This window comes from Paenibacillus sp. PK1-4R (assembly GCF_030369595.1).
Taxonomy (GTDB): domain Bacteria; phylum Bacillota; class Bacilli; order Paenibacillales; family Paenibacillaceae; genus Paenibacillus.
Window position 1 is genome coordinate 6,310,192 of the sequence record NZ_CP126535.1, and the last position, 23,741, is coordinate 6,333,932.

At 47.5% G+C, this 23,741-nt stretch carries 23 protein-coding genes and 1 riboswitch; of the genes, 1 reads left to right on the top strand and 22 read right to left on the bottom strand.

Annotation, left to right across the window (positions count from 1 at the left end; genetic code table 11):
• Positions 1 to 29 precede the first annotated feature (29 nt).
• The 21 genes from atpD to prfA form a co-directional block, all read right to left on the bottom strand.
• A complete protein-coding gene (gene atpD / locus QNO02_RS27460; protein WP_047840699.1) occupies positions 30 to 1,433 on the bottom strand; it encodes a F0F1 ATP synthase subunit beta in 1,404 nt (467 codons plus the stop codon).
• Between the two features lie 95 nt (positions 1,434 to 1,528).
• On the bottom strand, positions 1,529 to 2,401 hold the full coding sequence (gene atpG, locus QNO02_RS27465; protein ID WP_076209796.1) for an ATP synthase F1 subunit gamma: 873 nt from the start codon (positions 2,399 to 2,401) through the stop codon (positions 1,529 to 1,531).
• Between the two features lie 170 nt (positions 2,402 to 2,571).
• Positions 2,572 to 4,086 carry a F0F1 ATP synthase subunit alpha gene (gene atpA, locus QNO02_RS27470; RefSeq protein WP_047840700.1) on the bottom strand — a complete coding sequence of 505 codons (1,515 nt, stop codon included), beginning with the start codon at positions 4,084 to 4,086 and terminating at the stop codon, positions 2,572 to 2,574.
• 16 nt (positions 4,087 to 4,102) lie between these two features.
• Positions 4,103 to 4,651, bottom strand: a complete 549-nt coding sequence (locus QNO02_RS27475; RefSeq protein ID WP_036612565.1) for a F0F1 ATP synthase subunit delta — start codon at positions 4,649 to 4,651, stop codon at positions 4,103 to 4,105.
• Positions 4,648 to 5,136, bottom strand: coding sequence for a F0F1 ATP synthase subunit B (gene atpF, locus QNO02_RS27480; protein WP_036612568.1), 489 nt, complete (start codon positions 5,134 to 5,136; stop codon positions 4,648 to 4,650). The genes QNO02_RS27475 and atpF overlap by 4 nt, the downstream gene beginning before the upstream one ends.
• A 113-nt stretch (positions 5,137 to 5,249) precedes the next feature.
• The gene (atpE, locus tag QNO02_RS27485; protein WP_017691934.1) at positions 5,250 to 5,474 is read right to left on the bottom strand and encodes a F0F1 ATP synthase subunit C; all 225 of its coding nucleotides are present in this window, start codon (positions 5,472 to 5,474) and stop codon (positions 5,250 to 5,252) included.
• A 78-nt stretch (positions 5,475 to 5,552) separates the two neighbouring features.
• Complete coding sequence (atpB, locus tag QNO02_RS27490; RefSeq protein WP_091036293.1) at positions 5,553 to 6,371, bottom strand: F0F1 ATP synthase subunit A; 819 nt, start codon at positions 6,369 to 6,371, stop codon at positions 5,553 to 5,555.
• Positions 6,372 to 6,416: 45 nt separating this feature from the next.
• Complete coding sequence (locus tag QNO02_RS27495) at positions 6,417 to 6,794, bottom strand: ATP synthase subunit I (RefSeq protein ID WP_062836961.1); 378 nt, start codon at positions 6,792 to 6,794, stop codon at positions 6,417 to 6,419.
• Positions 6,787 to 7,041, bottom strand: a complete 255-nt coding sequence (locus tag QNO02_RS27500; protein WP_024632723.1) for an AtpZ/AtpI family protein — start codon at positions 7,039 to 7,041, stop codon at positions 6,787 to 6,789. Before QNO02_RS27500 ends, QNO02_RS27495 begins: the two co-directional genes overlap by 8 nt.
• 186 nt (positions 7,042 to 7,227) lie before the next feature.
• Positions 7,228 to 8,385, bottom strand: coding sequence for a non-hydrolyzing UDP-N-acetylglucosamine 2-epimerase (gene wecB, locus QNO02_RS27505; protein WP_036667768.1), 1,158 nt, complete (start codon positions 8,383 to 8,385; stop codon positions 7,228 to 7,230).
• 38 nt (positions 8,386 to 8,423) lie between these two features.
• Positions 8,424 to 9,053, bottom strand: a complete 630-nt coding sequence (gene upp / locus QNO02_RS27510; protein WP_017691929.1) for a uracil phosphoribosyltransferase — start codon at positions 9,051 to 9,053, stop codon at positions 8,424 to 8,426.
• A 424-nt stretch (positions 9,054 to 9,477) separates the two neighbouring features.
• Positions 9,478 to 10,725, bottom strand: a complete 1,248-nt coding sequence (gene glyA / locus QNO02_RS27515; RefSeq protein WP_165980299.1) for a serine hydroxymethyltransferase — start codon at positions 10,723 to 10,725, stop codon at positions 9,478 to 9,480.
• Positions 10,726 to 10,981: 256 nt separating this feature from the next.
• Positions 10,982 to 11,575 (bottom strand): TIGR01440 family protein, encoded by a 594-nt coding sequence (locus QNO02_RS27520; RefSeq protein WP_076254013.1) that lies wholly within the window; start codon positions 11,573 to 11,575, stop codon positions 10,982 to 10,984.
• A gap of 141 nt (positions 11,576 to 11,716) precedes the next feature.
• Positions 11,717 to 11,798: riboswitch (ZMP/ZTP riboswitch) on the bottom strand.
• Between the two features lie 96 nt (positions 11,799 to 11,894).
• Positions 11,895 to 12,467 (bottom strand): low molecular weight protein arginine phosphatase, encoded by a 573-nt coding sequence (locus QNO02_RS27525; protein WP_036612575.1) that lies wholly within the window; start codon positions 12,465 to 12,467, stop codon positions 11,895 to 11,897.
• Positions 12,468 to 12,525: 58 nt separating this feature from the next.
• Positions 12,526 to 13,086: a manganese efflux pump MntP gene (locus tag QNO02_RS27530; RefSeq protein WP_017691925.1), complete on the bottom strand. Its 561-nt coding sequence runs from the start codon at positions 13,084 to 13,086 to the stop codon at positions 12,526 to 12,528.
• Positions 13,087 to 13,261: 175 nt separating this feature from the next.
• Positions 13,262 to 14,500 (bottom strand): L-threonylcarbamoyladenylate synthase, encoded by a 1,239-nt coding sequence (locus QNO02_RS27535; protein WP_502921843.1) that lies wholly within the window; start codon positions 14,498 to 14,500, stop codon positions 13,262 to 13,264.
• Positions 14,501 to 14,681: 181 nt separating this feature from the next.
• Positions 14,682 to 15,347 carry a stage II sporulation protein R gene (gene spoIIR / locus QNO02_RS27540; protein WP_289390513.1) on the bottom strand — a complete coding sequence of 222 codons (666 nt, stop codon included), beginning with the start codon at positions 15,345 to 15,347 and terminating at the stop codon, positions 14,682 to 14,684.
• Positions 15,348 to 16,240: 893 nt separating this feature from the next.
• Entirely contained in the window at positions 16,241 to 17,458 is a 1,218-nt protein-coding gene (locus QNO02_RS27545) for an FtsW/RodA/SpoVE family cell cycle protein (RefSeq protein ID WP_289390514.1), read from the bottom strand.
• A 236-nt stretch (positions 17,459 to 17,694) separates the two neighbouring features.
• Entirely contained in the window at positions 17,695 to 18,915 is a 1,221-nt protein-coding gene (locus QNO02_RS27550; RefSeq protein ID WP_289390515.1) for an FtsW/RodA/SpoVE family cell cycle protein, read from the bottom strand.
• 85 nt (positions 18,916 to 19,000) lie between these two features.
• Complete coding sequence (gene prmC / locus QNO02_RS27555; RefSeq protein WP_289392911.1) at positions 19,001 to 19,885, bottom strand: peptide chain release factor N(5)-glutamine methyltransferase; 885 nt, start codon at positions 19,883 to 19,885, stop codon at positions 19,001 to 19,003.
• 24 nt (positions 19,886 to 19,909) lie between these two features.
• On the bottom strand, positions 19,910 to 20,977 hold the full coding sequence (prfA, locus tag QNO02_RS27560) for a peptide chain release factor 1 (protein ID WP_091036276.1): 1,068 nt from the start codon (positions 20,975 to 20,977) through the stop codon (positions 19,910 to 19,912).
• A gap of 522 nt (positions 20,978 to 21,499) precedes the next feature.
• Between prfA and QNO02_RS27565 the strand changes: the two genes are divergently transcribed.
• Complete coding sequence (locus QNO02_RS27565) at positions 21,500 to 22,354, top strand: carbon-nitrogen hydrolase family protein (protein WP_289390516.1); 855 nt, start codon at positions 21,500 to 21,502, stop codon at positions 22,352 to 22,354.
• A gap of 140 nt (positions 22,355 to 22,494) precedes the next feature.
• On the opposite strand, the gene ychF is transcribed toward QNO02_RS27565, so the two are convergent.
• Positions 22,495 to 23,595: a redox-regulated ATPase YchF gene (gene ychF, locus QNO02_RS27570; RefSeq protein WP_062836948.1), complete on the bottom strand. Its 1,101-nt coding sequence runs from the start codon at positions 23,593 to 23,595 to the stop codon at positions 22,495 to 22,497.
• Between the last annotated feature and the right edge of the window lie 146 nt (positions 23,596 to 23,741).

Consider the following 23,741-nt stretch of genomic DNA (forward strand, 5'->3'; position numbering starts at 1 on the left):
CGCTTCATAAGGACAATCCTGGATTCAGACTAAACCAGTGTTTTGGCTTTCTCCACTGCCTCTTCAATTGTACCAACAAAGAGGAAAGCTGCTTCCGGAAGATCATCATACTTACCTTCGAGAATCTCTTTAAAGCTGCGCACCGTTTCTTTAACTGGAACGTATTTACCCGGAATACCGTTAAATGCTTCAGCAACGTGGAAAGGCTGGGACAAGAAACGTTGGATTTTACGAGCACGGTATACAAGCGCTCTGTCTTCTTCACTCAACTCGTCCATACCCAGGATTGCAATGATATCTTGCAATTCATTGTAACGTGCCAAGATGCGTTTAACGCCTTGAGCTACGCTGTAGTGTTCTTCACCTACAACTTCAGGGGACAAGATCCGGGAGCTGGAAGCCAGTGGATCTACCGCAGGGTAGATACCCATCTCGGAAATTTTACGCTCCAAGTTCGTCGTTGCATCCAAGTGAGCAAACGTCGTTGCAGGAGCCGGGTCAGTGTAGTCATCCGCAGGCACATAGATGGCCTGGATGGATGTTACAGAACCTTTTTTCGTTGATGTGATACGTTCTTGCAGCTGACCCATTTCTGTTGCCAGTGTAGGTTGGTAACCTACCGCGGAAGGCATACGTCCAAGCAAGGCAGATACTTCTGAACCCGCTTGGGTGAAACGGAAGATATTATCGATAAAGAGCAACACGTCACGGCCTTCTTCATCACGGAAGTATTCCGCCATCGTCAGACCTGTGAGGGCTACACGAAGACGTGCGCCTGGAGGCTCGTTCATTTGTCCGAAGACCATTGCTGTTTTGTTGATAACGCCGGAATCACTCATCTCGTGATACAAGTCATTACCTTCACGTGTACGCTCACCAACACCCGCAAATACGGAGATACCGCCGTGCTCTTGTGCGATGTTGTTGATCAATTCTTGAATGGTTACCGTCTTACCTACACCGGCACCACCGAAGAGACCGATTTTACCACCTTTAGCGTAAGGAGCGAGCAAGTCGATAACTTTGATTCCTGTCTCCAGCATCTCTGCTTGGGTAGTCAGTTCATCAAACGCAGGTGCTGAACGGTGAATCGGGTTCTTGTGCTCAGCAGCTACGGCACCGCCAGTATCAATTGCTTCGCCGAGTACGTTAAATACACGACCCAGTGTTGCTTCTCCAACGGGTACAGAGATTGGTGCTCCTGTATCTAAAGCTTCCATACCACGAACAAGTCCATCCGTGGAGGACATCGCAATACAACGTACTCGGTTGTCACCCAGATGTTTCGAAGCTTCGAGTGTAAGGTTTACACTAACGCCGCTCTCACTTACTGTAGTGATCGTAATGGCATTGAGGATTTCCGGCAGACCGCCGCGATCAAACTCGACGTCAACAACCGGACCCATGATGCTCACAACGCGTCCTTTGTTCATCTTAACGTTCCCCTCCTACAAGCCTGCTACTTTTGCAAAAATAATGTACCGTTCGTTTATCTTTGCTCTGCAAGCCTTCATTAATAAAAAAACGGTTAGCCTTGTGCTGCGTTGGCACCTGCCACAATTTCCGTAATCTCCTGCGTAATCGCCGCTTGACGGGCACGGTTGTATGTCAATGACAAGTCATTAATGAGTTTGGATGCATTTTTGGTTGCATTACCCATTGCCGTCATTTTCGCGCCGAGCTCACTTGCCTTACCGTTCAGAAGTGCACCATAGATCAGCGTTTCCGCGTAACGCGGAAGCAAAACCTCCAGTACAGCTTCAGCAGACGGCTCGTATTCGTAGCTTGCCGTTGGTCCTTCCGCAGCAGTTACCTCAGGTGTTTCCATCGGAAGAAGTTTTTCTACCGTAGGAATCTGGGTCAACGCATTCACAAAGCGGTTATAACAAATGTACAATTCATCAAATTCAGCCAGTTCAAACCCATGAACAGCTTCGTGTGCGATGGATTTGATGTCTGCAAATGAAGGCGAATCCGACAGATCCGTTGTTGTGGATGCCATCGCCATCTCACGACGTCTGAAGTAATCGCGTCCTTTACGTCCAATGACGAACAATTCGTAGTCATCCTGGGAGTTGTGGCGCTCTTTGAGCGTCTGATTAACCTGACGCAAAACGTTCGCATTGTATCCACCTGCAAGACCACGGTCCGATGTAATGATCAGGTAAGCTGTCTTTTTGACCGGACGGCTCTCCAGCATCGGATGCTGTATCCCTTGCGTGCTTGATGCAATACTCGCTACAACTTCTTTCAGTTTCTCCGAATAAGGACGGGCTGCTTCCGCTTTTTCCTGCGCTTTACGCAGTTTTGCAGCAGCTACCATCTCCATTGCTTTGGTGATCTGCTTGGTGCTTTGTACGCTTTTAATTTGCCGCTTAATTTCGCGCATGCCTTTTGCCATGATTTCACCACCTCAAAACTTTGACGGAGTCAAAGTTACTTCGTAAGCATCACCACTAGTTTTGACAAAGTCAAAACTACATCGTAAGCATCATCTTTTTTGACAGAGTCAAAGTATTACATGCAGACATGCGGAATCGGTTAGACAACTCCGCACCTGCAATCATTTATTTAGACAGAGACAGCAAAGCTCTTTCTGAACTTTTCAATTGCACCTTTCAGTGCATTTTCGTTGTCTGCAGTCAATTCTTTAGTATCACGGATAGATGCAAGAATCTCCGGATGGCTGCTCTCCATGAACGCGAGGAACTCACGCTCGAAACGAGTAACATCACCTGTTGGAATCTCATCCAGGAATCCTTTAACCGCAGTGTACAAGCTGACAACCTGTTGTTCTACAGGCAGAGGCTGGTTAACACCTTGCTTCAGGATTTCCATCATACGCGCACCACGATTCAGGCGGGCCTGAGTCGCTTTATCCAGATCGGAACCGAACTGGGAGAACGCTTGAAGCTCACGATATTGAGCGAGGTCGAGACGCAGGGAACCTGCAACCTTTTTCATCGCTTTGATCTGAGCAGAACCACCGACACGGGATACGGAAATACCTACGTTGATCGCCGGGCGTTGTCCAGCATTGAACAAGTCAGCTTCCAAGAAGATTTGTCCGTCCGTGATGGAGATTACGTTCGTTGGAATGTATGCAGATACGTCGGAAGCTTGTGTTTCAATGAACGGAAGTGCGGTTAAAGAACCACCACCAAGTTCATCATTCAGCTTCGCAGCACGCTCCAGCAAACGGGAGTGCAGGTAGAAGACGTCACCCGGATAAGCCTCACGGCCCGGTGGACGACGAAGCAACAAGGAAAGCTCACGGTATGCAGAGGCTTGTTTGGTCAAGTCATCATAGATAACCAGAACGTGCTCGCCTTTGTACATGAAGTACTCACCCATCGAACAACCGGAATACGGTGCGATGTACAAGAGTGGTGATGGATCAGAAGCTGCTGCAGTTACAACAATTGTGTACTCCATTGCGCCTTTACGACGAAGAGTTTCCACAACTTGAGCAACCGTAGACTGTTTCTGACCAATAGCCACATAGATACACTTCATGCCGCTACCTTTTTGGTTCAGGATCGCATCAATCGCGATTGATGTTTTACCTGTTTGACGGTCACCGATGATCAACTCACGTTGTCCGCGACCGATTGGAACCATTGCATCAATGGCTTTGATCCCTGTTTGCATCGGCTCATGAACCGATTTACGATCCATTACACCTGGTGCTTTACCTTCAACCGGACGGAATTCCGTTGTAGCGATTGGCCCTTTGCCATCTACAGGAATACCGAGCGGGTTCACAACGCGTCCAATCAATGCTTCGCCTACAGGCACTTGCATGATTTGACCAGTACGTTTCACTTGGTCACCTTCACGAATATCGTAGTAAGGTCCCAGGATAACGACACCGACATTGCTTTCTTCGACGTTCATGGCGAGTCCCATAACACCGCTTGGGAATTCAACCAACTCGTTGGACATGACGTTCTCAAGTCCGTAAACACGAGCGATACCATCACCAACCTCGATTACCGTTCCGACTTCGACTACATCGATATCGGTCTTGTATTGTTCGATTTGGCTCTTAATTAATGTACTGATTTCTTCTGGTTTGATACTCAAGTGTCCTCACCCCAATCTACTGTACTCGTCTGTTAAAAGACTGCTCAAGACGTTCGAGCTTGCCAGCCAAGCTGCCGTCATAGATCGTATCGCCAATGGCGACTTTCAATCCGCCCAGCAGAGTCGGATCAACAATGTTCTCGATACGAATCTTTTTATTCACACGGCCACCGAATTCACGGGCTACCGCTTCTTTTTCTTCATCATTCAACGCATAAGTCGAATAGACACGTGCATCAGCGATGCCCAGCGACTCACCTTGGATCTTCCGATAATCATTCAGTAAGTCTCCCAGCAATTCAACGCGTCCGCGCTCAATCAACAACAAGACTGTACGAAGGACTGAATCGGATACCTTGCCATCAAGACTTGAGTGAATTACGTTCTGCTTGGCTTCATCAGAAATGTTAGGGGATACGATAAATTTCTCGATATCTGCATCTCCGGTCAATGCACTGACTACTGCAACCAGTTCCTGTTCAACCTCAAGCACCTGCTGTTGCTGAAGAGCAACTTCGAACAATGCTTTCGCATAACGCTTGGCAACTATCGTATCGCGGCTCATTGTCGGCCTCCTACCTCATTGAGGTATTGGTTCACAAGCTCTTCTTGTGCAGGACCGTTCTCAACTTCTTTTTTGATCAACTTGGATGCAATCTGAACGGAAGCTGTACCCAGTTCGCTGCGAAGTGCTGCGACTGCTTTGTTCTTCTCGCTCTCGATTTCGCGTACTGCATCGTCTTTCAGACGATTAGCTTCAGCTTTTGCATCAGCCAAAATCGATTCAGCTTGTTTGCCACCTGTTTGTTTGGATTGTTCAATGATGTCGTAAGCATCTTGACGAGCTTGCTCAAGAGCTTGTTTTTGTTCCTCCACATAGGCAATGGCCTGTTCCCGAGTCTGTGCAGCCTCATTCATCTGCGTCATCACGAGTTCACGACGTTTTTCCATAATGGAGAACAAAGGCCCGAAGGCATAACGGCTAAGCAGCCAATATAAAATTGCAAATGCAACAATCGCAAGAAGCGTATTTTCCCATATGAAACTCAATCTGTTCACTCCTTCCTGGAGGTATCCTTGAAACGTCATCCGTTAGAACGGACATTACCTAAAAAGAAGGCGCGGATGGCTATGGCCTTCCCCGCCAAACCTTTAAAATTTAATTAAGCCATACCGTAGAACATGAACGCGAGTACCACACCGATGATCGGCAATACCTCGATCAAACCTACACCGATAAACATTGTTGTTTGAAGAGTGGATTTTGCTTCCGGTTGACGGGCAATACCTTCCACCGTTTTGCTGATTACCATACCGTTACCAATACCTGCGCCAAACGCGCCCAGTCCTGCAACAATTGCTGCTGCGATTAATGCCATTGCTCCCATTTGTATATCCTCCTTAAAATGATAAATCGAATTTTTTATTGTTCAGCCTGGTGAAGAAATCTTCGTAGGGCTTGAAACTTAATGCTCGTCGTGCGTCTCGATGCTCTGTGAAATGTACACCATCATCAAGATAACAAACACAAATGCCTGGATCGCGCCGATAAAGATACTGAAGCCTTGCCACACCATTAGTAGCGGAATCGCTGCAATAGCACCAAACACTTTAAATGTGGTCAGTTTCAGGATCGTTGCGATCAGTACCTCACCCGCGAAGATATTCGCGAATAGACGCATACCGTGTGTCAACAGCTTGGATGCCGTCTCAATCAAGTTGATTGGCAAGAACAAGGCGAATGGCTTAAGGTAATGCTGGAGATATCCTTTTGTGTTGCGGAACAATCCTAGTCCATGAGATACAAGGAACGCTACGAGAGCGAGTCCCATCGTTACAGACAAGTCGGCTGTTGGTGATTTCCACCAGGCCAGTTCAACGTGTGGGTGTGCTTCAGGATCCTTGGCATGCGCTTCTTCAAACGCCTCCACCGCTGTAACAATCGGCTTACCGAATACCTGTGCCTGACTAACATCTGTTACCTCAGATACAGCTACAAGCGGAAGGCCTAGCATATTCCCTACAAAAATGAACATAATCATGGAAAGAGCGAGAGAGATAAAATGTTTACCTTTCTTCATATCCATTGTGCTGGAAATCAGATTGCGGACGAATTCTACTGCCCACTCCATAAAATTTTGCAGCTTGCCGGGATTTTCAACGGATAATCTCCGTGTTGCCAGTACAGCAAAAATAAAAACAATTGCACCTGTAACTACCAGCATCAACAGAACCGATAGATCCAGTCGAAATCCGCCAAGCATAATAATTGGAGCTTCATGCATATTTTTCTCACCCCTTTCTCGACTTGAAAGCTGCAGCCCTTAACATCATTCTGCTCTGCGGGAATGGACAATCCCTATAATCAGTAAGGAAAATTGTGCAATGACGAGACCGCCTGCAACCGCATATGTATTGAAGTACTGCGGAAAGCGCATCGATATGAATATACCGAGCACAGCGAGTGCCGCTCTTGTCAAAAATCCCAGGTTCACACGCTTCAAGTTACCTTCTGCCGCATCATCAGACATTTTCCTTACTTTGTAGCCCAAGTAAAATGCATTGATCCAGCTAATTCCTGTACCCAGGGCTAGTCCCAAAGCAATTGTCTCCACACGTGGCATAAAGGCCGCTGCGAGAAAACAAATCATAAGAAAGTACATGATGAAAACAGTCATCGATCTGCGGTATCTGGTTAGTTCACTCATCACTTTCCCCCATGAATTTTTTCGCGATAAAGTAGATGCTTACACCGCCTGCCGCAAGAAAAAAGAGAACGCTTACGGCGATCCATATTCCGTTACCTCCGATGGTCTTGTCCAACCAGGAGCCAGCGTAATATCCGGCAACAGCGAGAATGGCAATCTCGATCCCAAAAGCTGTCACGAGTCCCATCGCTTTCCATACATTATCGTCATGGTTACGGGATGAATTTGGTTTGTTCGAATCGGCCATTTTCCACGCCACCCTTGCAATCCCAGTTAATTTTACTGAATGATGAGAGCCTTTGTCAATTGAATGATTTTAGCGTTTTAAAGGGGAAAACGACGGGAATACAGACCCTCAAAGCCCATAAACCCGCGTAAACCGTACAGTTTAACTGTATGCTATGCCCTTTATAAATCCGTCAGAAAAATTGTATTATTTTTTGAATTTTCTGTGAAATGATTCCGGACGCTCACTATTTACACCAAAATGGTGCAGAATCGCATTGACAATTCTTTCCGAAGCATGTCCATCACCGTATGGATTGGCAGCCTGACTCATGCTTGCATACAGGGTTTTGTCTGTAAGCAGAGCTTTGGTCCGTTCATACACACGTTCCTCTTCGGTACCTACCAGTTCCAGCGTTCCGGCTTCAATACCTTCCGGGCGTTCTGTTGTATCGCGCAATACGAGCACAGGCACACCAAACGAAGGTGCTTCTTCCTGCAAACCGCCTGAATCGGTCAAAATCAAGTGAGTGTGCGGGTAAAAGTTATGCAAATCCACCACGTCTAGTGGATCAATTAATTGAATACGGGGATGATTCCCCAAAATCGCGTGAGCCGGCTCCTTCACAGCAGGACTTGGATGCACCGGGTACACGATGGCAATATCTTCAAATTCGTCGGCAATCCGTTTGACGGCCTGGAAAATGTTGCGGTGAGGCTCGCCTTGAGATTCACGGCGATGAGCTGTCATCAGCACAAGGCGTTTGCCTTGGGCCCAATCAAGTACCGGGTGTGTGTAGTCCTCCCGTACTGTATATTGAAACACATCTGTTACCGTGTTGCCTGTGACGTACGTACTAGACTCCGATTTATTTTCTTTGGCAAGATTGGAAGAAGACCAATCCGTAGGCGCAAAGTGTAGATCAGCCAGTACTCCCGTCAGCTGACGATTCATCTCTTCCGGATATGGAGACAGCTTGTTCCACGTCCGCAGCCCCGCTTCCACATGCCCTACCTGAATCTGTTGCAAGAATGCTGCGTAGCTCGCTACAAAGGTAGTTAATGTATCTCCGTGAACCAGCACAATATCCGGCTTAGCTTCAGCTAACACCGGCTCCAGACCGCCAAGCACACGAATTGTGATTTCATTCAATGTCTGACGGTCCTTCATCACATCCAGATCATAATCGGGATGAATGTCGAAAACTTCAAGTACCTGATCCAACATCTGGCGATGCTGCGCAGTTACGCAAACAATAGATTCAATAGACTCAGGGTGTTTTTGCAATTCCAAAATAAGCGGAGCCATCTTAATGGCTTCCGGACGCACCCCGAAGATCGTCATGACTTTAATTTTGTTGGACATTCGAGCAAAGCCCCTTTTCTACTCCGCATGCAATATGCTTATTTAGTGCCGTATAGACGGTCTCCTGCATCTCCAAGCCCTGGAACGATATAACCATGATCATCCAGACGGTCGTCCAATGCTGCTACATAGATGTCCACATCGGGATGTGCATCTTGCACAGCTTTTACGCCTTCCGGTGCTGCAACCAGGTTCATCATTTTGATTTGGGTACAGCCACGTTTTTTGAGCACGTCAATAGCTGCAATTGCCGAACCACCCGTTGCCAGCATCGGATCAATTACAATCAATTGACGCTCTGTTACGTCTGTAGGCAGTTTGGTGTAGTATTCTACCGGTTGCAGTGTTTCCGGGTCACGGAACAGACCAACATGTCCAACTTTTGCCGCTGGCAACAATTTCACAACACCATCCAGCATTCCGAGTCCTGCACGCAGAATCGGCACCAGTCCAAGCATACGTCCAGAGATGACTTTACCTTGTGTTGCAGCTACAGGTGTCTGTACATCAATCGTCTCCAGTTCAACATCTCTTGTAATCTCATAAGCCATCAACGTTGCTACTTCATCCACCAATTCACGAAAATCTTTCGTATTCGTACGCATGTCGCGTATAAACGTCAGTTTGTGTTGAATCAAAGGGTGATCACATATTACTAATTTTCCCATCTAATTTGTCCCTCCGGTAAGTTCTTCATGTTAAGCATTTCCAAATATACCTAGCCACCATTCATGGGCTCGATAAATCCTGTATATTATATCATCACCAACAACGAATTACACCATCAAAGGGCACCCAATCATTACAGATTACCGAATCCTATAAAAAACAGGACCGGAAAATGATCCATCCGGTCCTGTTTTGCTCATGCTGTTATGTCATTGAGTGGGAAAAATATGAATACAAGTGATGCTCCGCAAACAGATTGCACCTACGATCGCTGTTATCCCCTGATTTTTTTGATTCTCCTATAAAAGGAGAAAATCATGGGATAAAGGCGAGCGCTTCGCTTCTCCGGTTGCATTCTGCCAGCTTCGTCTTTTGTATTCCAATTTATCAAAACTCAAAAGAAAGCAGCATGAGCAAAGTTTTTTAGTATTTAAGATCTGTATAGAGCGGGAATTGGTCTGTCAGTGCAGTCACTTCTGCACGAGCTTCATCCAACTTCGCTGTATCTTTTGGATTTTTCAGTGTTTTGGCAATGATCTTACCGATCGCTACCATAGCTTCTTCGTTCATGCCACGGGAAGTTGCAGCAGGTGTACCAATTCGAATACCACTCGTTACAAACGGGCTTGTAGGGTCGAATGGAATTGCATTTTTGTTCACGGTAATACCGATGGAATCGAGCACATGCTCAGCTTCCTTACCTGTGATGTTTACACTGCGTGTGTCAATCAGCATCAAGTGGTTATCTGTACCACCGGATACGATGTTCAATCCTTCAGCGATCAGTGTTTCAGCCAGAACCTGTGCGTTTTTCACAACGTTCTGTGCATATGTTTTGAACGAAGGCTGCAAAGCTTCTCCAAATGCTACCGCTTTGGAAGCGATCACGTGCATTAGAGGTCCACCTTGGGAACCAGGGAATACGGCTTTATCAATCGCTGCTGCCCACGCTTTGCGGCACAGAATCATACCACCACGAGGTCCACGAAGCGTTTTGTGTGTTGTTGTTGTTACGAAATGCGCATGTGGAACCGGGTTTGGATGCAAACCAGCAGCAACCAGTCCTGCGATGTGAGCCATGTCCACCATGAACAAAGCACCTACATCATTGGCAATGGAAGCCAACTTTTCAAAATCAATGGTACGCGGATATGCACTTGCACCTGCAACGATCAGACGAGGGCGGTGTTTGAAAGCCGCTTTGCGTACTTCATCATAATCAATCAGGAATGTATCTTCCTGTACGCCGTATGCTACAAAGTTGTACAGCAAACCGGATGCGTTAACCGGGCTACCGTGTGTGAGGTGTCCACCATGGGCAAGGTTCATACCAAGTACAGTATCACCAGGTTTCAACGCTGCAAGATAAACTGCCATGTTCGCTTGTGCACCGGAGTGAGGTTGAACATTCACGTGTTCTGCTCCGAACAATTCTTTTGCACGATCACGCGCGATGTCTTCAACGATGTCCACATGCTCACAACCGCCATAGTAACGTTTGCCTGGATATCCTTCAGCGTACTTGTTGGTCAGAACAGATCCCAATGCTTCGATTACTGCTTCACTTACGATGTTCTCGGATGCAATCAGTTCGATGTTGTTCTGTTGACGTTTCAGTTCAAGATTCATCGCTTCCAGTACTGCCGGGTCATTCTTGCGCAATTGTTCCATGATTAAATTCCTCCCAGTTTATAAGTGAATTTATAAAGTGAAACTAATGTTTACACGAAAACGGCGAGTGCAACACCAATCTGAAGAAACGAAGTAGTCGCCAAAAAGCTTTCTTTAGAAAGCTACTCCGGAAGCATAGGCTATCACCGGATTTCCCCTTCAAATAGGGAATAAAAAAATCTGGGGATAACAGCGATCGGAAGATGGTGATGCAATCAAAGTCAGGAGTGTAACCCAATTAGTCTCGCTTTATATGTTAGTCACAAAATGTCGAATCTGGTTGTTCTTCCATACGATACACCGCGCGTTCGCCGCCAATCAACTTCGGACGAGTCAACGCTGTGGTCACACGTGCATCTCCAACATAGCGGAGCGCTGTACGATAGGGTACGGCTACATGCCGGAGATGCATCCCAATCATCGTCTCCCCAATGTCCAGTCCCGCATGGGCCTGCACATGTTCAGCCAGGCATGGATCGGTCAGCGAACGATATGCTGCGGATGCCATTGAACCTCCGGCCTTGGGCACGGGTACTGCACCAACCTCGGTCAATCCAAGACGAGTAAGCACAGAACGTTCCATTACCAGCGCACGGTTCAGATGCTCACAACATTGGAATACCGTATCAAAACCGAATTCCTCCTGCACCTCGCGTATACCCGCAAGAAGCTGCTGTGCCACTTCAATGGCACCACTCGTACCAATCCGAGCGCCTGCGACTTCACTTGTGCTTGTACCGATCACAACGATCTGTCCAGGCCCAAGCTGTCCAGCAAGCGCCAGTTCATGCAGAATAGACGCGGTCTGTTCCTGCAATCCGGGTTGTTCCGAATCTAACTCTATAGTCATCCTATCATCGCCTCCCGATAAAATCATGCCCGCTGTCTCTTGGCTGTCCTTCGTATTCTTGCACGGCATCTCAGGTACTATTATAGCGAATAATCAGATGAAAGACGAAAAAAAGAGCAGTCTGCGGGTAACGCAGAATTGCTCTTTTGCCCAGGCGACCGGCCGTTTGTTCCGGTGCTCCATCGTGGTTATGCCCACTTCGTCGCCAGTTACACCGGATCCCTGTTTTCCCCTTCATCATAAAACAACCCGCGTCTAAAATCAACGGTTAATTTACATCACATGTCCTATTTCTATAACCTGCCCCGCAGGATCAGAATTATCCCAGCTTATCCAAAAGCCGGTCCAATGCAGTCCGAATCTCAGCTGCAGCTATATTGTAATCATCACGACTTCCCCCAAATGGATCGGAGATGTCGAAACTTGGGATTCGTTGTCTAATCTCAATGGCTCGTTCACGCTCCGATGCCAGGATCTCTTGCCCAAGGGCACGTTTCATCTCCAGCGTTGCAAACAGGCTGTCCAACTCCTGAACATCACTTAATACCTGTTCATCATCCTCCACATATTCTTTCAATGTATAGGTTTTGTGGACTGAATCGGGAAATACCTGCATGACATGTTGCTTATGACTCCGTGTTAATGTTAGAACCAGATCGGCCCAACCTACCAGGTTAGAGCTAAGTTGTGTGGAATGAGGTGGACCTTCAACGTTATGATCTCTCAACACTGCTTCCGCATGACGGGAGATCGGCATACCCGACGTTGCTGCCACACCTGCAGAGCGAACCTCTACCTGAATGCCACGCTCTGATGCCAGTTTTCGCAAAAGCCCCTCTGCCATGGGGCTGCGGCACGTATTTCCTGTACATACGAATAAAATATGTTTCATTGTGTTAGCCTCCCCATTTTACATATGATGCAAATGATATGATATCTCAAGTTTTATTCTAAAATATAAACAAAAGTCCAAACGCAAGCAAGATTGCGCCACCAATAGCTTCGCCGTAATCCCCTAGATTCTGGCTCACCCGACGGCCTAATAGCAGACCCATCACCGACATCACCCCGCCACAAACGCCGAAAGCAAGTACGGTTAAGATCAGATCACTGCTAAACATCCCTAAGGAAACGCCAACGGAGAACGAATCCACACTTACGCTGAGGGAGAACAAAACAACGCCGAGCAGGGAACGGTGGTCCACCAGCTTTGTATCGCCTTCACGGAATGCATTCAGAATCATATGAGCACCCAGCAAAACAAGCAATCCACCTGCCGCATACGTGGTAATGTCGCCGAGCAGGGAGCTGACGTATTTGCCCATATACATGCCGATGAGCGGCATGATGATATGAAATAGCGCTGTTACAATACTGATTCGCAATACATCCCGCAGCCGAATGCCCTTCATGCCAATTCCGATTCCGAGTGAGAACGCATCGAGGCCAAGCGCAACAGCCATGATCAAAATGGTTACCAACTGCCCTACATGGGCAGACACATCCCACATCCCCATACCCCCAAGTCACGTAAAGGTTCTTGTACACGATATGCGGACAAGGACCTAAACATGACCGATGAAAGGCAAACGGCGACGGATCTATGGTTGGATGCTGGCTTTATAGAATCTTGATTTTGTTTTGGAAAAAGAGTGATTACTCTCCTGACTGTATGATCAGGAGAGATTAAAAGGATTGCTGGTTGCCAACTTGTATGAGTTGGTTACCCGCAGCCTTGAGCAGCCGATTCATAACGGCTGCTCCCAGCCCTTCGCGTGAGCAGGCTTCAGCCACAATATATGTGGCGCCTTGCTCATCGCAGCTGCGCAGCGCGGCGTATAGCCGGCGCGCTGCTTCTTCCAGCTCGCTGGCGTCGCCCAGCGAGAACACGGCATCGGCGCGGTACTGCTCCGCGTGCTCGGCGAACGCCAGCACGGCGGTGCGCTCTCCGCGCTGCGCCGCCTCTGTGAGGGCGGCGCTGATCCAGGCCGCCACCGCTGCGGGCGGCCCTTCTACCACGCACAGCGCCCCTGCGGGTGCGTAGTGCGTGTACTTCATGCCCGGCGAGCGCGGCGCCGGGCTGCCCACGCCATCGGCCCCCTCCGCGAGTAGCGCGGGGTCCGTGGCGACACGGGCGGCAACGGCGGACAGTTGTTCCGCCGTAATGCCGCCAGGGCGCAGGATGGTGACGGTACCGTCGTCACCGACCTGCACAACCGTGGACTCGACGCCCACCCCGGTGGGGCCGCCGTCCACGATGCCGCCGATGCGGCCATACAGATCCTCGCGCACATGAGACGCGAGTGTCGGGCTTGGCCGCCCGGAGCGATTGGCGCTTGGCGCAGCCACAGGGCACGCCGCCGCCGCGATCAACTGCAAGGCCACCGGATGGTCCGGCATGCGCACGGCCACCGTGTCCAAACCGGCGGTGACACGTGGGGACACCGCCCCCGGCCTAACCGGCAGCACCAGCGTCAGTGGTCCCGGCCAGAAGGCCGCCATCAGCGCTTCCGCCGTTTCGTTCACTTCCGTGACCAGCGCATCCAACTGGTCACGGTGCGCGATATGCACAATCAGTGGATTGTCGGAAGGTCGGCCTTTGGCGACAAATACAGCCTCCACGGCTGCTGTGCTACGCGCATTAGCACCCAGGCCATAGACCGTCTCGGTCGGAAAGGCCACCGTCTGACCTTGACGAATGCAGGCTGCGGCAGCCTGCAAGTCGGCGAGCGCCTGTTGATCGGCGCTCCCCTTTTTCATACCCAACAATTCAATATTACCCATTCCATGATCATTCTCCGCGGCCAACAAAACACGTACATCCCATATCTCGGTGACCAGCTCTCCCGGAGTTTTCATCTCGCGATCTTCTCTAATATTCCTCAACTCAGAGGTGTGTTGCACAGGTTCGTTTTCTCTGCTCATATATCATCATTCCTAAGTTTCAAGTAGGTTAGTTCATATCCATATTCAATATAAGTAATTATAACATACCTGTCCCAACTCGGATGCCCTTCAAACTTCGCCCGGAAATTCACCACTAATTCATATTAAGAGGGCAGCTCCCTGAATCGAAGTCGCCCTCTGTTATAATATAAATACGTTGTTATGCGAACAATCCAGTTACCCAACTCCACAGTTTCACAGCCATATCCCACAGAAAGAATCTTGCTTCCGGTGCCGGTGTATCTCCCTGCACAGATGCCTCGGCATCTCCTGGTTCAGCCGCTGCGGCCGATACCGTTGAAGGTTTCGCCAGTGCATCCCCGGTCCCTGCATCAATGAAGCACAACGGCGGGAACAACACACACCACCAGTTCTGACCTTTTCCTTCGCCCAGCGTAATCCGAACCGCTTCATAGTCTCCGGCAGGATAGACGGTACCACCATATAGCTTGGTCGGGAACGGAACCGAACCCAGCTCCACCTGATATGTGTAATGCAAACCACGACTGGCCAACTCTTCTCCTACTCTATTCTCAATCTCGGACAAATGCTCACGAATAACCTTGCGCGCTTCATCCAGACTTTGCGGATTCTCCAGTTCGGCTACCCACTCGCCCATCTGAGCAACGACAGCATCCCGAATCTCACGTTTCACCAATTGATCTCCCGGTGCATCCGAGTTTGCTAGAATACGCAAGCGAATGGATTGTTCCGGAATTGCTGTGGCCGCCACAGCTGCATCCGTTTTCTGACCTTCCCACATCATGATAATCATCATAAGACATACAATAATAAGTCCAATTTGCTTTACAATTCTTCTGCTCATTCCGTTCTCCCCCTCGGCTCTCTGATCACGCTACCTGCAACTCTCTCATGTCTATCAGTATGCCCGGGAGAACCGGAAGTAAACCTAGCATTTGCAATAAATCTACTAGAGTTTGTTCAAAAGTCTGCTTTTATTACGAAGGATGCCTAGCTGCATCATCAACGTTGAATATGAAATTCAGACGAAATAAGCGGGAGGCTTACGAAGGTTGTTTCCGAAGGAAATATTTTGGTTGCTCACGTAGTTTATCCTACGTTCCACTACTCCACTTCTAGCTTCATCACATCTTCTCGGTCCTGAAAACCCAACTTTTTGAGCACGTACTACTAGAATGTGTGTTTAAACCAGGCAAGTTATACGATGACAAATGTCAGCGTCCAAAAAGCCTTGAAGACTGTACTGGCTGACCCTAGGCGAATGACCAGTCGATGTTCCAAGGAACCGAGGACGTCTTATTTGGCCTTCAGGTCTTCTTTTGAAATTGTAAGGAACATGAGGCACGTTATTTCCCATAATCATCTGATCAACACGTTACAAAAGGCTGTATCTGCTGATATAACATGTCTCAGATTCCTTAGTTTTCTCCGTGCACTTCAAATCTCTGAATAAGATGCGTCAGGTTCGTTAGCTCCCAACACCACCTAACAACTGGCACCTGAAACTCCAACCATGCCCATATACGCTCCTCCAGAATCTTTCGGTTCGCCTCAGCCTACAGCAGGCTCGAAGACACCTATGCATTGCTTCTCTCATCTCTCATTCAAACTTTCTCACCCATCATGTTAAAAAGGCTGATCTGCACCTGGTTACAGGGCAAATCAACCTCTTTATTCCTACAACGATCACGTTATACGTCTCACCGCTTTACTTTTCACTATACCGACTCAACAGTTTTACACAGCACTTTTCTCTTTCTTGAGCATATTCCATAAACGTTCCGACCATCGGGGTTGCTGCTCCCCCATCAGAAGTTCATCCTCCTCTTCTTGTCCATACAACTTAATACTCATGACTACACCGATACAAGCCATATTAATGAGCAAGGAGGTGCCGCCGTAACTGATGAAAGGTAACGTAATGCCTGTGAGCGGCATCAATCCGAGGAACGCCCCTACGTTCTCAAACACCTGATACAACAACATTCCGATAATACCTACAATGATGACGGGTCCCGCGCGATCTCTGCAAGTCAGAGCAATCAGCACCATACGTTGAATCAGAATAAAGTACAACAGAATCAGTACGGATGCACCAACAAAGCCAAACTCCTCTGCGATCACAACAAAAATGGAATCAGAATACGTATAGGGGACTCGTCCACTCTGAACGGATGTTCCTTGCAAATAACCTTTGCCGATGATGCCCCCTGAACCGATGGCTAAACCTGCATTTTTTGTATGCCAGGAAGCTTTGGAGGTAGCCTTTTCCGGTACAAGCCAGGGATCAATACGCTCTGCCCAATGCTCACGTTTTATCTTCTCAAGAAAAGTGAATACTTCATCATGGTAGAAGGTATAGGCTTTAACAAAACCAAAGAACGCTACCCCCACGATAGCCAGTGCAATCAAAGCGTGCTTCAGCCTCATATTTCCGATCCAGAATACCGCAGCCAAAATCACCACATACCCGAGCGCATTCCCCAAATCATTCTGAGCCATAACAAGGGCAAACGGAATAAACGCCCAGCAGCCAATCGGCACAATATCTCTCCAAAATTCCAACGTACCTCGTTGTCTCTTCACAATTAAATGGGCGAGGAACAGAATCAGAATCATCTTGAACAGCTCTGCCGGTTGAAAAGAAAATTCCCCCAGCTTAAGCCAGCCGTTAGCATTATTGATCGAACTGCCCAGGACATTAGCCAAGATCAGCAGTATAATTCCCAACCCATACAAATAAAACGCATATTTCACGTATAACTTGTAATTCACAAGCCCGATCACAAGCACCGCAATGAACCCGGCCACATAGAAATAAATCGTTTTGACATGGTGATTCGCCAGCTTGGCATCTGTCTGCGTTCCGCTGTAAATCGCAAATATACTAATAATCATGAGCAACAGCATTACAAAAAGAATAACACCGTCCATCTTTTTCAGCATTCTCAACATGACTCCATCCATCCCCCTGAAATCTAGCATTCTATGATTTCCAATTAAACTCAATATTACCATTGTATATAGTTGGATAATAAAATGGAAATCCTAATCTTCACAGGAACAAACAAAAAACCCCGGAGCAGCTATCCCAATGTGACTGGGATAGGCCTGTTCCAGGGTTCTATAGTTATATCGCTATTTACGCTTATACGCTTATACGCATATATCTTACGTTCTGTTCACGAGAGTTATTGCTCTTGCTGCGACGGCTTCCGTCTGAACAACTTCATGACCATCTCAGTGATACTGAGTTGTTCTGAAGAACCCAGGATATCTTCATTTTCTTCCGTGTGAACTTTAATACTCATGACAACACCCATACTGAGCATGTTGAGCACAAGAGAGGTACCACCGAAACTGATAAATGGAAGTGTGATCCCTGTTAATGGCATCAGACCGATAAACGGACCAATATTAACAAAAATCTGATATAGCAGCATCGAAATAATACCTACAATCAGGTACGGCCCAGCCCGATCTTTGCACTCCAGTGCGATCAACACCAGCCTGTGAATCAGAATAAAGTAGAGCAGTAACAATACCGAGGCTCCAACAAAACCGAATTCTTCACCAATCTGCACAAAGATGGAATCCGCGTATGCGAGCGGTACTCGATTGGACTGGATTGTCGTACCTTCGAGATACCCTTTACCACTGATTCCTCCGGAACCGATGGCTAACTTGGCATTATAGGTCTGCCACAATACATCTCTGGATGTCTGTTCTGGCACGAGCCAAGGGTCAAACCGCTCAGCCCAGTGAGCACGTCCAATATCCTTGAGGAACTTGGCAACTTCATCATGATAATGAATATAGGCCTGTGTTCCACCAATAAAGGCAGCGACAGCAATCACAAAACCAATCAATGCATGGCTGAATTTCACATTACCAATCCACAACAGGCCGACAAGAATGACTACATAACTCAAAGCATTCCCCAAGTCATTTTGAAGTAGAACCAACAACAAGGGAGGCAAAACGCACAGTGCGATCGGAATGACATCCCGCCCGAAGAATAAGGGTCTGTTTTTCTTTCTCGCAAGCAGAGCAGACAGGAAAACGATTAAACATAGCTTAAATAATTCCGCAGGCTGCAAACTCAGGCCAAATATGGATAACCAACCTTGAGCTCCATAATACGTAACACCGAAAAAGTTAACGATGACGAGTAGCAGTAAGCCCACACCGTAGATATATAAATAGTTTTTGATGATCACTTTATAGTTAATCATGGACATTCCGAAGAATACGATGAAACCTATAATATAGAAAATCCCTGCCTTTTGGGGATAGGATTCCCATCTTGGACGACCAAACGTTGTACTGTAAATCGACAAAATACTGATAACCATCAGAATAACAAGTATAAACACGATAGAATAGTCTATCTTTTTAAATTTGTGCAGCATGTAATTATGTTCCCCCAAGCATTCAGAAATCTTCGGTATATCTCATTGTAGAGGATTTCACGGTAAAAAGAAAACCCGCGGAACCTTACATTTTCGTCACCTGTTCCGAAGTACGAACACCCAGGACATGCCGCTCGATTCCGGCAAGGTCCGGTACAATGATAATTTCCGGCCAATGTCCCGCCGTTTCAAGCAGATCCGCGATGTCGCGAGCCTGCCCCTGGCCAAGTTCAAAACCAATGATCTGCGGCGGCGCAGGCAGCAGCGCCAGTTGCTCCAGCATGATACGGTACGGTGCAAGCCCGTCCGGACCGCCGTCCAGTGCCATGCGCGGCTCATGATCTCGCACCTCTTGTTGTAACCCGGCTATATCCGCCGCCGGGATATATGGCGGGTTGGACACCAAGATGTCCACCCGAGCCCCGGCGAACGGGGCCAGCAGATCGCCTTCACGGAAGTCGATCTGTACCCCGTTCGCGGCCGCGTTTCGCGCGGCCACTTGCAGGGCAGCCGCCGAGAGATCTCCGGCGCCTACCTGCCAGCGCGGGCGTAGTGAAGCCATCGTCACCGCGATGGCGCCACTGCCCGTTCCAATATCGACGGCGAACGGAGCGCTGTCAGGAAACACACGGTCGGCTTCGCGCAGCACAGCCTCGACCAACAGCTCGGTCTCCGGCCGCGGAATCAGCACGGCCGGCGTGACCTCGAACGGCAGCCCATAGAATTCCTGGCTGCCGATAATGTATTGCGCCGGCTCACCCGCAGCCTTGCGCGTGACGGCGTCTTCCCAGCGGCTGCGATGCTCGCTGGGAAAGGGCTCCGGCTGCATCATGTAATACGCGGCGCCATAAACGCCCAGTACATGTTCCAGCAGCAGCCGGGCATTGTTTTGCGGCTCATACACGCCGCACTTCTCCAAAAAAGAGGAAGCCTCCACGAAGGCTTCCCGACAGCTCTGTTCCGGCGTCATGACAAACTGCGCGCGGGTCACAGATTATTCTCCTCTATCCATCATCTCAGTCTGCTGAGCAATGGTCAGTGCAGACAGAATATCTTCAATCTCTCCGTTCATCACCTGATCCAGCTTGTGCATCGTCAGGCCGATACGGTGATCCGTCACACGGCTTTGCGGGAAGTTGTACGTACGAATACGCTCACTGCGGTCGCCCGTTCCCACTTTGCTCTTCCGCTCAACAGAGATCTTCGCTTCCTCTTCCATACGTTTCATATCGAATATACGTGTACGCAGAACCTGCAATGCTTTTTCCTTGTTGGAGTTCTGTGATTTTCCATCCTGACATGTCGCCACGATTCCCGTTGGAACGTGCGTTACCCGTACTGCGGATTTCGTGGTATTAACCGATTGTCCACCGGCACCACTGGAACAGAACGTATCAACACGAATGTCTTTGTCATGAATTTCGATATCAAAATCTTCGGCTTCAGGCATAACCGCAACCGTTGAAGTTGACGTATGAATACGTCCGCCAGACTCGGTTGTTGGAATACGCTGCACACGGTGTGCGCCGCTTTCGTATTTCATTTTGCTGTATGCGCCACGTCCGTTGATCAGGAAAACAACCTCTTTGAATCCACCGAGATCATTCGTGTTAACGTCCATCAGCTCTACACGCCAGCCTTGTGCATCTGCATAACGTGTGTACATCCGATACAGATCTGCTGCAAACAACGCTGCTTCATCTCCACCAGCTGCTCCGCGAATCTCAACAATAACGTTTTTGTCGTCATTCGGATCTTTTGGCAACATAAGCACACGAATCAATTCGTCCAGTTCCTTCTGGCGAGTGCTCAGTTCGTCAATTTCCATTTTGACCATTTCGCGCATCTCATCATCCAGTTTCTCCCCCTGCATTTCCTTCGCAGCTTCGAGATCCTGACTTACCTGTTTGTATTCATTGTACGCTTCATAAGTCGGTTGCAGATCGGATTGTTCTTTGGAGTATTCCCGCAGCTTTTTGTTGTCACTTGCCACATCCGGGTCACACAAAAGCTCGCTCAACTTGTCATAACGGTCGGCTAACGCCTGTAATTTATCCAACATGTATAGTCACCTCACGCATTATTTTGTCCAAGCACATCACATTTTCGATAATTATTTCAATTCAACATTAATTACATCTATAATCTATATTCCACAACGCACAGGATTCTCACCGAATCCCCTGACCGCAGCATGTATTCACATTCATGTATGATCGACGTATAACATCGCTACAACGTCATCAAATCCTTTACTTTTAAAGTGATATCAAGAAATCGTGTACCCTGTATGAAACTCGCTTCAGCTCATCTGTTCAAGCGCGAATTTTAACGTGGTATACGACTCTTAATTATAGCATATTCTTACGGTTCTGAATAGTAACTATTCCGCAGGCGGATGAACTAATTTTTATAATGCAATTTTTCTCAACTTTCACTCGTTGCCATCCCGCTGATGGATTCGCCTACCGAAAATATTTGTAACAAATAGATCATTCCAGTTTATTTCTGATGTTGTAAAATATATACAAGGGACTCTATAATTCATAGTTTTGATATTTTAGTTTAGGAGGGAATGGATGATATGAACTTAACACCAGCTATTTTTCCAACAGAAAAATTAAAGATTGCTTTGGCACAATGTTCTTCGATCGACGGAAATATTGAAGAGAACGTTAATAGGGCTTATGAGATGATTGAAGAAGCTGGAAAAGAGCATGCCGATATTATCATGTTTCCAGAAAAATACCTGACGGGATATGTGCCAGAAATCGTAGAATCCAATTTAACTGAATATACACTATCCATTAATGATGCGAGGATTGAAAAGTTGCGTCAAGCATGCAAAAAGTACGGCATTTGGTCAATCATCGGAACTCCTGTAAGAAGAGGCGAGGATGTGTTCATCTCTTCAATTATAATAGATTCCAATGGCAATGAAGTAGGTGTTTATGACAAGTCTCATTTATTTCAGACCGAAAAGGAAATCTTTTCAACCAATAATGAGCAGGTCATCATCAAATTAAAGAACTGGAGTATTGGGATGGCCATCTGTTATGACGCAGGTTTTCCTGAACATTCTCGTCTTTTAGCACAAAATGGCTGTCATTTATATATGGGTAGCTCTCTTTTTAGTAAAGGAATGGGGTACAAAGAGTCACGAGTATGGTTTCCTGCCCGCGCTCTGGATAATACGATATTTACAGCGATGTGTAATCACGTTGGAACAACCGGAGTCTGGGATACGTGTGGACATAGCGGTGTATGGAACCCTCTAGGTGATAATATAATTGATGCCTCGCAAGACAACGTTGAGTTGCTCATAGCTGAATTAGACCCCGATCTTCTTAATCAAGCTAGAAATGGCGAAAGAATGCTTGCGGATTCGTTTGATATAAATAAAGAACACTATTCTTTCAAGACTATTGTCAGTAATTAAGCAAACCTCGTATGAATTGAAGCGTAAATAAGTACATTACGATTGAAGTGGCCCCATACATCGATACTAAAAACCCTACAATCTTCAGGAGAAGATCGTAGGGTTTTGGTTATTAAATCTACATATAAAGGTGTAACAACCTATACGTTGAAACGGAAGTGCATAACGTCGCCGTCATTTACAACGTACTCTTTACCTTCAAGACGAAGTTGTCCGCGCTCTTTGGCACCGTTCATGGAACCCGCTGCAACCAGATCGTCGTAGGAAACAACTTCAGCACGGATGAATCCACGTTCGAAGTCAGTGTGAATAACACCCGCTGCGCCTGGTGCTTTAGTACCCTTACGGATTGTCCAAGCACGAACTTCCTGCACACCTGCTGTGAAGTATGTGTACAGACCGAGCAATTTGTAGGCTGCTTTGATCAACAGGTTCAGACCGGAATCCTCGATACCGAGTTCTTCCAGGAACATTTGTTTATCTTCGCCTTCCAGCTCAGAAATTTCTTCTTCAACCTTCGCGCTGATTGGCACCACTTCTGCATTTTCAGCAGCTGCGAATTCCCTTACTTTTTGCACATAAGCATTGTTTGCCACATCACCGATTTCGTCCTCAGCTACATTGGCTGCGTACAGAACAGGCTTCAGGGTAAGCAAGTGCAGATCACGTATGATCAGAAGCTCATCATCGGTAAGTTCCATGCTGCGTGCCGGCTTGTCATCGTACAGAACAGCCTTCACTCTCTCCAATACTTCTACTTCTTGAGAGGCAGTCTTGTTGCCGCCCTTCATGTTTTTCTTGGAGCGATCGATTTTCTTCTCAACACTCTCGATATCGGCCAGGATCAGCTCCAGATTGATCGTCTGGATGTCGCTTACCGGGTCAATTTTGCCATCAACGTGTGTAATGTTCTCATCTACAAAGCAACGTACCACGTGTACAATCGCGTCTACTTCACGGATGTGGGCAAGGAACTTGTTACCAAGACCTTCGCCTTTGCTCGCACCACGAACAAGACCAGCGATATCTACAAACTCAAACGCCGTTGGTACTGTTTTCTTAGGTACAACGAGTTCTGTCAGTTTGTCCAAACGCTCATCTGGTACTTCAACGATCCCCACGTTAGGGTCAATCGTACAGAACGGATAGTTTGCCGATTCGGCACCTGCTTGTGTAATTGCGTTAAACAATGTAGATTTACCAACGTTAGGCAAACCCACGATTCCAGCTTTCAAAGCCATGTATATGACAACTCCTCATTGATTACTTGTTCGGTATGGATAATCCTATACATTATATATGACAAACCTCAAGGCATCAAGGAACTTCGCCAATTCGACCAGAGTCCCATCCGCTTCCCGAAATCCCCGGTTAATGCAGATAATTC